9 protein-coding genes are annotated in these 12,497 nt (G+C 75.0%); 2 read left to right on the top strand and 7 right to left on the bottom strand.

Features of this window, described 5'->3' with window-relative positions:
- Positions 1-11: 11 nt before the first annotated feature.
- Genes ACWEV0_RS25845 through ACWEV0_RS25830 form a run of 4 tightly spaced genes read right to left on the bottom strand, consistent with a single transcriptional unit; the run spans position 12 to position 4,312 of the window.
- Positions 12-623 (bottom strand): GTP-binding protein, encoded by a 612-nt coding sequence (locus tag ACWEV0_RS25845; protein ID WP_453151853.1) that lies wholly within the window; start codon positions 621-623, stop codon positions 12-14.
- Positions 604-1,011, bottom strand: coding sequence for a DUF742 domain-containing protein (locus ACWEV0_RS25840; RefSeq protein ID WP_453151852.1), 408 nt, complete (start codon positions 1,009-1,011; stop codon positions 604-606). Before ACWEV0_RS25840 ends, ACWEV0_RS25845 begins: the two co-directional genes overlap by 20 nt.
- A 26-nt stretch (positions 1,012-1,037) precedes the next feature.
- Positions 1,038-1,478: a roadblock/LC7 domain-containing protein gene (locus tag ACWEV0_RS25835; protein WP_403796555.1), complete on the bottom strand. Its 441-nt coding sequence runs from the start codon at positions 1,476-1,478 to the stop codon at positions 1,038-1,040.
- Complete coding sequence (locus ACWEV0_RS25830) at positions 1,475-4,312, bottom strand: sensor histidine kinase (protein WP_453151851.1); 2,838 nt, start codon at positions 4,310-4,312, stop codon at positions 1,475-1,477. The genes ACWEV0_RS25835 and ACWEV0_RS25830 overlap by 4 nt, the downstream gene beginning before the upstream one ends.
- Positions 4,313-4,772: 460 nt before the next feature.
- Here ACWEV0_RS25830 and ACWEV0_RS25825 point away from each other — a divergent pair, with 460 nt between their 5' ends.
- The gene (locus ACWEV0_RS25825) at positions 4,773-5,156 is read left to right on the top strand and encodes a hypothetical protein (RefSeq protein ID WP_453151850.1); all 384 of its coding nucleotides are present in this window, start codon (positions 4,773-4,775) and stop codon (positions 5,154-5,156) included.
- Positions 5,157-5,178: 22 nt separating this feature from the next.
- On the opposite strand, the gene ACWEV0_RS25820 is transcribed toward ACWEV0_RS25825, so the two are convergent.
- Positions 5,179-5,826, bottom strand: coding sequence for a response regulator transcription factor (locus ACWEV0_RS25820; RefSeq protein ID WP_453151849.1), 648 nt, complete (start codon positions 5,824-5,826; stop codon positions 5,179-5,181).
- A complete protein-coding gene (locus tag ACWEV0_RS25815) occupies positions 5,811-7,094 on the bottom strand; it encodes a sensor histidine kinase (protein ID WP_453151847.1) in 1,284 nt (427 codons plus the stop codon). The genes ACWEV0_RS25820 and ACWEV0_RS25815 overlap by 16 nt, the downstream gene beginning before the upstream one ends.
- Before the next feature lie 152 nt (positions 7,095-7,246).
- Between ACWEV0_RS25815 and ACWEV0_RS25810 the strand changes: the two genes are divergently transcribed.
- Entirely contained in the window at positions 7,247-7,690 is a 444-nt protein-coding gene (locus tag ACWEV0_RS25810; RefSeq protein WP_453151846.1) for a hypothetical protein, read from the top strand.
- 7 nt (positions 7,691-7,697) lie between these two features.
- On the opposite strand, the gene ACWEV0_RS25805 is transcribed toward ACWEV0_RS25810, so the two are convergent.
- Positions 7,698-12,458, bottom strand: coding sequence for a hypothetical protein (locus ACWEV0_RS25805; RefSeq protein ID WP_453151845.1), 4,761 nt, complete (start codon positions 12,456-12,458; stop codon positions 7,698-7,700).
- Positions 12,459-12,497: the final 39 nt, after the last annotated feature.

Below are 12,497 nucleotides of genomic sequence, written 5' to 3'. Positions count from 1 at the left end.
TACGGGACGGGCTAGCGCGTCGCGGCGGCCGTGGGGTGTTCGGCCAGGACCAGGGCGTGCTGGACGACGGCGACGAGCACGTTCTTGACGGACTCGCGGTCGCGGGCGTCGCACATCAGCAGTTCGACCTCGGGGTCGAGGTCCAGGGCGCCGCGGACGGCCTCCGCCGGGAAGCGGCGGGCGCCCTCGAAGCAGTTGACGGCGACGGTGAAGGGGATGCCCCGGCGTTCGAAGTAGTCGATGGCGGCGAAGCTGTCCTCCAGGCGCCGGGTGTCGGCGAGGACGATCGCGCCGAGCGCGCCCTGGGCGAGCTCGTCCCACAGGAACCAGAAGCGGTCCTGTCCGGGCGTGCCGAACAGGTAGAGGACGAGGTCGTCCCGGAGCGTGATCCGGCCGAAGTCCATGGCGACGGTGGTCGTGGACTTGTTCTCGATGCCGTGCAGGTCGTCGACCGGCCGGCCCGCCTCCGTGAGGACCTCCTCGGTCCGCAGCGGCCGGATCTCGCTGACCGCGCCCACCAGCGTGGTCTTGCCGACCCCGAAGCCGCCCGCGACGAGGATCTTCAGAGTCGTCGGCTCGACCGGCGGGAGGGTGCGGCTGGTGCTAGAGCGCCCGAAGGCCATTGATCACCTCGCGAAGGATGCTCACGTCCGGCAGTTCGGCCGGCGGAACGGGGCGGGTCACATGGACGAGCTGGTCGTCGACCAGGTCGCCGACCAGGACCCGTACCACCCCCACGGGGAGGTCGAGTCCGGCGGCGAGTTCGGCGATCGACTGCGGCTGCTCGGAGCAGCGTTCGACGATATCCACGTGCTCGGGGGACAGCGTCTGGTCGCGACCCGGGTCGTCGGCCGCCGGTTCGGGCACGACCACCGCGATCAGGTCCATCCGGTGCTGGCCCGCGGCGCTGGTGCGGCCGCGGGTCATCGCGTACGGACGGACCACCGGGCCCGCCTCGTCGTCGTACCAGTGGCCGGCCGCGCCCTCGTGGGACCGGTCCGTGCCTCTCATGCCGTCACTCATGCCGTCCCCCCTACTCATCCTCCGGTGGGCAGCCCGGACCGGGGCGCCGTGGTGAGGTGGGCACCGACCCGCTTGACCATGAGGGTCATCTCGTACGCGACCTGGCCGACGTCCGAGTCGGCGTCGGCGAGCACGGCGAGGCAGCTGCCGTCACCGGCGGCGGTGACGAACAGGAAGGCGTCCTCCAGCTCGACCACGGTCTGCCGGACCCTGCCCGCCTCGAAGTGGCGCCCGACGCCCTTCGCCAGGCTGTGGAAGCCGGAGGCGACGGCGGCGAGGTGCTCGCCGTCCTCGCGGGTGAGGTCCTGGGAGGCGCCGGTGGGCAGGCCGTCGCTGGAGAGCACCAGGGCCTTGCGGATGGAGCCGACGCGCTGGACCAGTTCGTCGAGGAGCCAGTTCAGCTCCCCGTTGCCGTGGGTGGAGCTGTGCGGTGCTGCGGCGTTCGGTGCGGTCATCGACCGTCCCCCTCGGGTGTCGTTCCTGGTGCTGTCGTTCCTGGCGCTGTCGTGTCGGCCGCCGTCGTACCCGGTGCCGTCGTACCCGGTGCCGTCATGTCGGACCCGCTGGTGTCCGGTCCCGTGGTGTCGGGTCCCGCCGGGCAGGCCGGTGTGGCCGGTTCGGCGTTGCGGCGCCGGCCGCGCTGCCAGCCACGCTGCATGGCGGCCATCCGGCTGCGCACCTCCTCGGCGTCACGCTCGAAGGAGTCGGGCTCGGCGGGGCCGGCGGCCGGGAGCGGTTGCTCGCCGGTCCGTTCGCCGCCCTCGCGCAACTGGGGCGCGAGGCTGGCCTGGCGGACGCGGCGGGGCAGCCCGGCGAACGGGGCCGGTCCCTCCTGCGGTCCGGGCGCCGTTCCCGGACCCGTTCCCGTTCCCGTTCCCGGTCCCGGTCCCGGTACGGGGACGAGCGTGGGCGCGGGGCGGACGCGGGCCAGCTCCATCGTGTCCTCGGCGCCGGAGGCGGCGGAGACGGCAGAGGTGCTGGTGCCGCTCCCGGAGTGCGACCGGCCCGGCTCGTCGAGGCGGCGGCCGTGGTCGACGACGAGCGTCGGCGGGCGGCGGCGGGGCAGCGGGACGGGGTCGTCGGCCGACTCGTCGTCCGGGGTCGGGTGGTGCCGGTGCTGGTCGCCGCGGCGGCGGTGTTCGCGGGCCCGGAACAGGCCGCCGCGCTCGCTGTCGGTGTCGAGGAGGTCGTCCGCCCCGCCGAGCAGCTCGTCGAAGGCGTCGCTGCCGAGCGGCGGTTCGAGTTCGACCGGGCCGTCGAGGGCCGGGCTCGGCACCTTGGTGAGCGCGGGGCGCCGGCTGGGCAGTCCGTCCGGCCTGGTGCCGTGCCCGCTCTCGGCGTCCGCGCGGTCGAGGTTCTTGCGGTCCAGGCGGAAACCCGCGCCCTGCGTCTCGGGGGCGTCGGTGAGCAGCGCGGCCGGGATGAAGACGACCGCGGTGGTGCCTCCGTACGGGGAGGGCTGCAGCGAGACCCGGACGTTCTGGCGCTGGGCGAGCCGGCTGACCACGAAGAGGCCGAGGCGGTCGGTGTCGGAGAGCTCGAACTCGGGGGTCTCGGCGAGCCGGAGGTTGGCGTCGAGCAGCGCGTCGGGGTTCATGCCGAGGCCGCGGTCGTGGATCTCCAGGGTGAAGCCGTTGGCGACGCGCTCGCCGAGCACCTGGACGGCGGTGTGCGGGGGCGAGAACACGGTGGCGTTCTCGAGGAGTTCGGCGATGAGGTGGGTCAGGTCGGCGACGGCGGGGCCGCCGACGCCGAGCCGGGGCAGCCGGCGGACCTCGATGCGCTCGTAGTCCTCGACCTCCGCGACGGCGGCGCGGACCACGTCCATGAGCTGGACGGGCTTGCGCCACTGGCGGGAGGGGGCGGCGCCGGAGAGGATCACCAGGCCCTCGGCGTGCCGGCGCATGCGGGTGGTGAGGTGGTCGAGCCGGAACAGGTCGGCGAGTTCGTCGGTGTCCTCGGTGCGCCGTTCCATGGTGTCGAGCAGGGTGAGCTGGCGGTGCAGCAGGACCTGGTTGCGGCGGGCCAGGTTCACGAAGACCTCGGAGACGCCGCGGCGCATGTCGGCCTGCTTGACGGCGGCCTCGACGGCGGCGCGCTGGAGGGTGTTGAGGGCCTGGCCGACCTGGCCGACCTCGTCGTCCTCGTACCGCAGGTGGGGCACCTCGGTCTCGACGTCGACGGGTTCGCCGGCGGCGAGGCGGCGCATGACGCTGGGCAGGCGGACGCCGGAGACCTCCTGGGCCTCCTTGCGCAGCCGGCGCAGGTCGCGGATGAGTTCGCGGCCGATGCGGACGGAGACGATGACCGAGACGAACAGGGCGACGAAGCCGAGGACGCCGGCGATGCCGGCCTTGATCAGCACGTTGTACGCGACGGGCTCGACGCGCTCCTGATAGCGGTCGCCGGCCGCGGTGTTGTCGTGGGCGAGGGCGTCGAGGACCGGCGTCGCCTGCTGCTGCCAGCGTTCGGCGGTGACGGCGCGCGGGTGGTCGGTGGCGCCGGCTTCGATGAGCGACTCCTCCGCCTTGCGCAGCGGCGCGGTGTCGGCGCCGGCCCAGTACTGCTCGAAGCGGTCGCGCTCGGAGACCGGCAGGATCTCCAGGTTGGTCTCGTAGAGCAGCTTGCGGCCGGCGACGAGGTCGGTGAGGGTGCGGACCTCCTCGGCGGTGACGCGTTCGGCGATGAGCGCGGAGACGGCGAGGGCGTCCTCGCGGGAGAGGAGTTCGCGGGCGCGGGTGATGCCGACGAGGGCGCGGCCCTGCTTGTCCATCTCCACGTTCTCCAGCGCGTGGAGGCTGAGCAGGAGGCTGTAGCAGGGGTCGACGAGCCGGCTGTAGAAGTCGAGGGCCTGCATCCGGCCGATGCTGCGGTTCTCGACGGAGCGGCGCAGCGCGGAGAGTCCGTCGAGGCCGTCGAGGACGGTGGCGAGCCGCCGGGCGGTGATCGGGTCCATGTCGCCCTTGACGCCGGGTTCGGCGGCGTTGCGACGGATGAGGGCGATCTGCCGGTCGGTGGCCTCGCGTTGTTCGCGCAGCCGGGTCATGGCCTCGGCGGCGCGGGGGTCGGCGAGGTAGACGAGGGACTGGCGGCGTTCCTTCTGGATGACGCGGGCGGTGTCCTCGATCGGGTAGCCGATCTTCGTGACGATGTAGCCGACGTCGAGGAGCTGACGGGCCTCCCGGCCGGTGAGTACCGTCGCGAAGCCCCACAGACCGGTGAGGGAGACGAGCGGCACGAGCAGCAGTGCCACGATCTTCCGGCGGATGGACTTCCCGCGAAAGCGCATGGCCTCCCCCAGCTCGGCCTCCGCGGCCGCGGAGGCTCCTCACATCGTCGCGACCGGCGTCAACACGTGAGGTCAACACGCGGCGTCAATCTTCGGCTTCAACTAAACGGCGGCGCGAGCCTACTACTGCATCACAGCCATCTCGAAGACACGTCCGGACGATTTTCAGCCGGTCGAGTGAGTGTTGATCATGAGATGTCCCGGTATTCGGGGAGTTGGGTTCCGCGAGTGTGGCGTAGGACACCTGACAGTCCGGTGACAGTCCGGCATTTTCTGCCCCCGGACAGATGGCTGGAATTGTTCGTTCCGCTCGTGCGTGCCGATCGGACGACGGGGACCCCGGCGAAACCTTTTCCCACCCTCGTGCGTCATTCTGTACCGGGGAGGGTTGTGTCCGTGTAAAGCGGCCGAAGACGGGCAGCCGCTCTGAAGACGTTCGGTGGTGGGGAGTGACAGCGCGATGGAGCACGAGGCGCGGCCGGTGCGACAGTTGTGGGTGGAGGACGAGAAGGGCCGGCGCCGGATGCCCGATCCCGTGCGCACGGCCGCGGTCCGGGCCGTGCTGCTGACCTCGGTGACGCTGATCCTGGCGACGGTGGCGTTCTTCTGCTCGGTCACCGGATCGTGGATCGCCTTCCCGGCGACCGTCGCGGCGGTGGCGGGCACGGTGGTGACGACCTGGAGCGTGCTCGACGTGTGGATCACCCGGCAGGTGTGGCGGCAGCGCAACGGCGTCGTGTCGGAGCCGAGCAGCGCGGAGCGCAAGCCGCGGCGCCAGCGCCGCAAGGAGGAGCGGGCCGCCGGACGGAGCACCGACGCGGGGGCGCTGTCGGAAGCGGCCTAGCCCGACTCCCGCCCGACAGCTCCTAGTTGTTCTCCAGGTATGTGAGGACCGCGCGGACGCGGCGGTTGGTGTTGTCGTCGTCGGTGATGCCGAGCTTGCCGAAGAGCGAGGTCGTGTACTTGCCGACGGAGCCCTCGCTGAGGAAGAGGCGGCGGGCGATGGCCTGGTTGGACAGTCCCTCGGCCATCAGGGCGAGCACGGCGTGCTCGCGTTCGGTCAGCCGCTGCCGACCCCGGTCCGGGGCGCCGCCGGACAGCAGCTTCACAATCACGGCCGGGTCCAGGGCGGTCCCGCCGTCCGCGACGCGCTCCAGCGCGTCGATGAACTGGTCGGCGTCGAAGACGCTCTCCTTCAGCAGGTAGCCGACGCCCCCGGAACCGTCGGCGAGCAACTCGCGGGCGTAGAGCTGCTCGACGTGCTGGGAGAGGATCAGCACCGGCAGTCCGGGGATCTCGGCGCGGGCCGTGAGGGCCGCCCGCAGGCCCTCGTCGGCCTGGGCCGGCGGCATGCGGACGTCGATGACGGACACGTCGGGCCGCCAGGTCCGCAGGGCGTCGAGCGTCTCGGGCCCGGTGGCCGCGGTGGCGACCACCTCGTGCCCGAACGCCTCGATCAGACGGACGAGTCCGTCCCGCAGGAGGTAGAGGTCTTCGGCTACGAGTACGCGCATGGCACCGTCATCCTGACACGGGTCGGGCCGCCGGCGGGGCTGGAGATGTCCAGGGTGCCGTCGAAGACCGCGAGGCGGCGGCGCAGTCCGTCGAGTCCGCCGCCGGGCCGAGCGTCGGCGCCGCCGCGCCCGTCGTCCTCGACCTCGGTGACGAGGCCGTGGTCGTCGCGGCCGAGGGTGACGCGGGCGCGGGTGGCCCGGGCGTGCTTCACGGCGTTGGTCAGCAGCTCGGCGACGCCGAAGTAGACGGCGGACTCGACGGGCGGCTCCAGGCGCGGGGCATTCCCCAGGCCCTCGGCGACGGTCGCGGTGACGGTGACGGTGACGTCGAGGGGGACGTCCAGGGCGAGGGCGCGGACCGCGTCGACGAGCCCCCGTTCGTTCAGCACGGGCGGGCTGATCCCCCGGACGAGCTCGCGCAGTTCGGCGAGCGAGGCGGTGGCGCCGGCCCGGGCGTCCCGCATGAGGGCCCTGGCCCGCTCGGGGTCCGTCGCCATCAGCCTCTCGGCGGTGGCCAGGGAGAGCCCGAGCGCGACGAGCCGGGCCTGGGCGCCGTCGTGCAGGTCCCGCTCGATACGGCGGAGCTCCGCGGCCTGCGCCACCGTCACGTCGGCGCGCTGGGCGGTCAGTTCGTCGATCCGGTCGGCGAGGGCCATCGCCCGCGAGGGGCGCAGGAAGCGGACGGCGACCGGCCGGACGGGCCGCCAGGCGTACGGGGCGGAGCCGACGGCCATGAGCAGGCCGAGCGCTCCGGCGAGCCGGGCGGCGGGCTCCGGCCGGGTGAGCCCGAGAACGGCCGCCACCAGCCCGGCCGGCGGGAGGGCCGCGACCGGGCCCGCCGTGCAGGACGCGACGGCGGTGAAGCGGACGTCACGCCAGACGGCCGGGTCGCGCAGGCGGAGCCGCAGCCTCTGGTCCATGAGGGCGTCGCGGCGGGTGCGCTCGTACGAGAAGCCGTTCCACCAGAAGCCGGTGGACAGCCTCGTCACCGGCGTCGCCCGCAGATACCCGTCGGGGAGGACGGTGCCGGTCCAGCGCGCGACGAGGAGGCGGACCGCCCGGCAGACCGGGCGGGCCAGGGCGAAGGTGCCCACGGCCGCCAGCACGAGCGGCAGCAGCCACGACCAGGGGTTGGCCGCTCCCCCGTGGATCCCGAGGGCCACGGCGGCGGCCCACACGGCCGGGACGAGCAGGGTCACGGCCGCGACGAGGCAGGCTCGTACGAATCCCACGCCTGCCCGTGCCGCCCACGCCCCCAGCTGTCTCATGGCTCTCCCCGTCGCGATGCCGATCAGTGGATCCACTGTGCACCGCGCGGGGCCCGCGCAGGGCCTGCTCGGCCGGGGAGTGGGGCCGGCCCCACCCGGTCGTGGGCCCAGGCCGATACCGGGCCCGGGGCCCGCTTCGTAGCGTCGCCGGCATGGAAACCGACACGAATACGAACGTCACCGCCGGACAGCCCGCCGGCGACGCCGCCTTCGGCACCGCCTTCGGCACCGTCAGGCGCTGCTTCGCGCTCTACGGCGCGGTTGCCACCGCCGGTCTCGTCGGCGTCGTCGTCCTCGCGGGCACCGGCCACTCGGTCAACGCCTTCATGTGGATCAGGGCGGTGCTGCTGCCGCTGGTCGCCGTCGTGCTCCACCGGCAGGCCGTCGCCGCCTCGCGGGGCTCGCGGCGGGCCTACGAGCGGGTGAGCCAGGTCTCCGTCGTCCTGCCGGTCGCGATCGTCGGCGTGGACCTGATCCCGGGTGTCTGCCCGCCCTGGTACGCGGCGATGCAGGTGGTCTGCATGCTGCCGGTCGTCGCCGTCGCGGTCGTCTCCCGGGGATCCGCGGTGCGTGCCGCGTTCCCCGGGAAGCGCTGAGCCCTCGTCACTCCTCGGCCGAGGCTGCCGCCTCCACCGGCGTGCGGCGGAACATCCGGGTCGCCGTGATCTCGCCGTGGATGGTCTCGCCCTCCGCACTCGGCTGCGGCAGACCCGGCCGCAGGTGCTCCTCCACGCTGATGTACTTCAGGCCCGCGCGCAGGTCGGCGTCGTTGCGCAGTCGGATGACCAGCGGGAACTCGGCGAGGGCCGTGGTGTCGAACAGGCCAGTCGTGTAGAGCAGCTGGACGCCGAGCGCGTCGGACACGGCCCGCTGGAGTTCCAGGAGGTACGTGGCGTTGGCGCGGCCGATGGGGTTGTCGAGGAACAGGGTGCCGGCGTGCCGGTGCTTGTCGCGGCCGCGGTCGTTGGAGCGGAGCGCGGCCATCGTGCAGTAGAGGGCGATGGCGGCGGTGAGCAGCTGGCCGCCGGAGAAGACGTCGCCCATCTGCCCGACGGGGACGCGCTCGGCGCGCAGCACCGCGTCCGGCTTGAGGATCTCGACGGCGATGCCGCGCGGTTCGAGCGCCGCCTGGACGCCGCGGAGCAGCAGGGACATGCCGTCGCGGCGCAGGTCGGAGTTCTTCTTCACGGCGGCGCGGGTCGCCTCGTCGATCACCTCGCCCAGGCGTTCGGTGAGCGTGGCCTGGTCGGGCTCCTCGAAACGGATGCGCAGGAACTCCTGGCCGGACCACTCCCCCAGGCCCTCGGGCAGCCGGGAGAGGCGCTGGGCGGAGCGGAGCGTGGCGAGCGAGGACTCGACGAGCCCGCGCAGCCGGTCGACGATCGAGTCGCGGTTGCGCTCCAGCTGGGCCAGCTCGTCGGTGAGCACCCGCAGTCGGGGCGCGAACGCCTCGGCCCACTTGGCGGCGTGCTCCGGCAGCGCGGCGGCGGGCAGTTCGCGGATCTGCTGCCGGGCCGGGGTGCGGACCTGCTCGAAGCGGTTGGAGTTGGCGTGCCGGACGAGGATGTCGCCGGCCTCGCGGACGGCGGCGTCGGCGGCCGACAGCTCGGCGGCGCAGCCGCGCAGCGAACGGCGGGCCTCCGCGGCCGAGTCGCGGGCCTCGGCGAGCGGGCCGGGGTACGGCTCGGGCTCGTCGTGCTCCTCCTCCGTGTGGTCGCGGAGCAGGTCGCGAAGGAGCGCCGCCGTCTCGTCGAAGCCGCCGGCGGCGTCCTCGGCGGCCCGGTGGGCCTGGAGCAGTCCGGTGTGGGCGGCGCGCGCGGCCTCCAGGGCGTCGGTGCGGGCGCCGAGTTCGGTGGTGGCGCCGCGCAGCAGGGTCTGGGCGTGCTCGGCGTCGGCCGGGATGAGCTCCTCGGGCAGCTCGGTGTGCGCCTCGCCGTCCTCGGGGGCGAGCCGCTCGGCCTCGCCGCGCAGCCGGCCGAGCTTCTCGCTCGCCTCGGAGGTGCGCGTCTCCAGCTTCTGGACGAGGGCCTCGGCGCGGGCGGCGGCGGCCTGGCGGGACGGGCCGTCGGCGCCGTCGGTGGACTCCAGGAGCTGCTCGGCGCGGGTGCGGACCTTGTTGGTGAGCCGGTCGAGCTCGGCGAGGGCGGCGGACTCGTCGCTCTCGGCGCGGGCCTGCTCGGCGCGCAGGTCGGCGCCGACGCCGACCTTCTCGTACACCTGGGAGGCGGCGCGGTACGCCTCGCGGAGGGTGGGGAGGGCGGCGCGCGGGGCGTCGGCGTCCTCGTCCGGGAGGTTCTCGGGGGCGCCGGCGATCTCGGCGCGCTCGGCGCGCAGCGCGCGGGCGGTGCGGTGGGCGTCGTCGGCGGCGCGCTGGGCGGCGCGGCGGTCCTCGTCGGCGGCGCGGGCGCGCTCCAGGCAGGTCTGGGCGCGGGCCTCGGACTCGGCGGCCTCGTCGGCGAGTTCGCGGAGCTTGGCCTGCCAGGCGGAGCGCTCGCGGAGCCGGAACGCGAGGCCGGCGAGGGCGTCGGCGGCGCGGCGGGCGCGCTGGGCGGCCTCCTGGCGCTCGTCGCGCACCCGGGTGGCGTCGGCGGCGGCCTCGTCGGCCTCCGCCCGTACCGTACGGGCCTCGGCCAGCGCGGCGATCGCGGCCTCGGCGGCCGTGCGGGCGGTGGCGGCGGCGGCCGCGAGCTCGGCGAGCATGCCCGGCGGGCAGTCGGCGCGCCAGGCGCCGATGCGGGCGGCGAGGGAGCGGTCGCCGGTGAGCCGGGCGGCGAGGGTGCGGATCTCCTCGTCGCGGGCGGCGGCGCGGGCGCGCAGCGCCTGGCGCTCCTCGTCGGCGGCGTGCTCGTCGTGCATGGCCGGGTTCGGCGGGACGAGGAAGACGTCCGTCTCCTGACCGGTCTCCGGCGCGGGCACCGGGGCGAGCAGGGCGGCGGCGGTGCCGACGGCGACGGTGGAGCGGGGCAGCAGCGCGGCGCCGCCGAGCACCTCGCGGGCGCGGCTGTACGAGACGGGGTCGGTGATCACAACGCCGTCGACGAGCTCGGGGCGGGCGGCGAGGACGGCCGCGTGGTCGGCCGGGTCGACGGCCTGGGCCAGGTAGCGCCAGCCGGGGAGGGCCGGGATGCCGTGCTCGCCGAGGTACTCGACGGTGGCGAGGACGTCGGGGCCGGGCGGCAGCAGGCCGCCGTCGCCGAGGGCGCCGAGGATGCGGTTGTCGTCGGCGGCGGCGGTGCGCAGGTCGAAGAGCTGGCGCTCGGCGGAGGCGATGGACTGGTCGAGCAGGGCGCGCAGTTCGTCGGCGGTGCGGTCGAACTCGGTGACGGTGAGGGCGCCCTGGGCGGCCTCGGAGTCGGTGGCGAGGCCGAAGGCGGCGCCGGTGGCGGGCGTGCCGCCGGCCGTGGGGCCGGAACTGTCCAGGGCACCGCCGCCGGGCGCACCGGCGGTGTCCCGGCCGTCGGCGGCCGGGATCCGGGCTCGCTGGCCCGGCAGGGGCGAGGCGCTCGTGCCCGGCGTCGCGCCGGGCAGGGAGAGCAGTTCGGCGAGGCGCGGGTCGGCGGCCAGGGACTCGGCGGCGCGCCGCTCGGCGTCGTAGGCGTTCTCGGCGGCCTCGGCGGCGTCGGAGGCGCGGGCGGCGGCGAGTTCGGCGCGGGATTCGGCGGCGGCGGCCTCGCGGGCGCGCTCGGTGGCGGTGCGGGCGGCCTCGCGGGCCGCGTCCCAGGCGGCGACGGTGGTCTTCTCGGCGTCGCTGGCGGCGAGCGCGGCGCGGGCCGGGTCGGCGTCGGGCGCGGTGTCGTCGAGCCAGCCGGCCCGGACGGCCTCGGCGGTCTCCTGCTCGACCTCGGCGAGCCGCTGGCGCAGATGACCGGCCTCGCTGCGGGCCCGCTGGGCCTCGGTGGCGGCGGCGGTGGCGTCGCGGTGGGCGTTCTCGCCGGCCTCCTGGAGGGCGGCCGAGCGCTCCTCCTCCTCGGCGGCGTGGCGCTCGCCCTCCTCGGCGGCGGAGGCGAGGGCCCGGACGAGGTCGGCGGCGGCCTTGGCGCGGGCGGCCAGGGCCGGGGCGGCGTCCCGCTCGGCCTCGCGGATGGCTGCGGCGACGCGCGCGGAGCGGTCGCTCGCGGCGCGGTGGCGGAGCACGGACTCGGCGGCCTGCCAGGCGGAGTGCAGGGTGCGGGCGTCGATGAGCTCGCGGCGCTGCGCGGCGGCGCCCTTCTCGGCGGCGGCGAGGGCCAGCGAGGCGTGCCGGTAGGCGAGTTCGGCGGCGACGAGGGAGGCGCGGCCGCGCGCGGTCTCGGCGTCGGAGACGGCGTGCGCGGCGGAGGTGACCTGCTGGGCGAGTTCGGCGGCGCGGCCGCGTTCCTCGCCGGCGCGGGCGGAGAGCCGGCGGGCGAGGGTGCGGGTGCGGCGCTCGGCGCCGGCGTGCACGTCCCGGGCGCGGGCGCGGGTCTCGGCGGCCTCGACGATTCGGTTGAGGAGGTCGACGGAGCCGGCGGTGAAGTCGCGTTCGGCGGTGAGTTCGGCGCGCCGGCCGAGCTTGTTGCCGAAGCCGCTGACGAGGTCGGCGAGGCCGTCGGTGTCGCGGGTGTCGGTGACGGCGCGCAGCAGCAGGTCGGTGAAGTCGGAGTCCTTCTTGACCGCGAAGAGGCCGGCGGCCTCGCCCTCGTCGGCGTTCATCTCGCGCTGGTAGCGGAAGAGTTCGGGGTCGAGGCCGAGGTCGCCGAGGTGCTCGTTCCAGCGGTCGTGGATCTCCTCCCAGGAGACCTCCAGGTGCGGGTACGCCTTGCCGGCCTCGGTGAGGGCGTCGCGGAAGCCCTTCATGGTGCGGCGGCGGCCGGTGGCGCCGGAGGCGCCCTCGACGGGCGGGCGGACGGAGGTGGCCTCGGCGACGGGGAGGTTGTCGAGGCTGAGCCCGGGGCCGGGGCGGAAGGAGTACCAGGCCTCGGCGAACTTGCGCGGGTCGTTGGAGACCTGGCGGCCGCGCCACTCGCTGACCTTGCCGACGACGACGAGTTCGCCGGTGAGGGTGTGCTGCCACTCCAGGGCGACGTGGCCGCAGTCGTCGGCGAGCAGGAACTTCCGCAGCACGCCGGAGCTGGCGCCGCCGAGGGTGTTGCGGTGGCCGGGGAGCATGACCGAGAAGATCAGCTTGAGCAGGACGGACTTGCCGCCGCCGTTCTCCAGGAAGAGCACGCCGGCGGGGGCGGGGCGGCGCGGCGGGCCGACCGGCTCCTCCTCGAAGAACTCCGCCTGGGTGGGCGCGGGGTGGGGCACGGGCGCGCCGACCCCGCGCAGGTCGAGGACGGTGTCGGCGTAGCGGGCACCGGCCGGGCCGATGGAGTAGAGGCGGACCCGGGACAGCTCGTACATTGCGGCGGACTCTCGTGCTGGGAGTGGTCGGTTACGCGG

This window comes from Streptomyces sp. NPDC003943 (assembly GCF_053605265.1).
This window is presented reverse-complemented; position numbering and strand designations above follow the sequence as displayed.

Coding starts and splice junctions, on each gene's coding strand:
- ACWEV0_RS25810 (WP_453151846.1), top strand. CDS start 7,247: ATGGAAACCGACACGAATACGAACGTCACCGCCGGACAGCCCGCCGGC.
- ACWEV0_RS25830 (WP_453151851.1), bottom strand. CDS start 4,312: ATGCGCTTTCGCGGGAAGTCCATCCGCCGGAAGATCGTGGCACTGCTG.
- ACWEV0_RS25815 (WP_453151847.1), bottom strand. CDS start 7,094: ATGAGACAGCTGGGGGCGTGGGCGGCACGGGCAGGCGTGGGATTCGTA.
- ACWEV0_RS25835 (WP_403796555.1), bottom strand. CDS start 1,478: ATGACCGCACCGAACGCCGCAGCACCGCACAGCTCCACCCACGGCAAC.
- ACWEV0_RS25820 (WP_453151849.1), bottom strand. CDS start 5,826: ATGCGCGTACTCGTAGCCGAAGACCTCTACCTCCTGCGGGACGGACTC.
- ACWEV0_RS25845 (WP_453151853.1), bottom strand. CDS start 623: ATGGCCTTCGGGCGCTCTAGCACCAGCCGCACCCTCCCGCCGGTCGAG.
- ACWEV0_RS25805 (WP_453151845.1), bottom strand. CDS start 12,458: ATGTACGAGCTGTCCCGGGTCCGCCTCTACTCCATCGGCCCGGCCGGT.
- ACWEV0_RS25840 (WP_453151852.1), bottom strand. CDS start 1,011: ATGAGAGGCACGGACCGGTCCCACGAGGGCGCGGCCGGCCACTGGTAC.
- ACWEV0_RS25825 (WP_453151850.1), top strand. CDS start 4,773: ATGGAGCACGAGGCGCGGCCGGTGCGACAGTTGTGGGTGGAGGACGAG.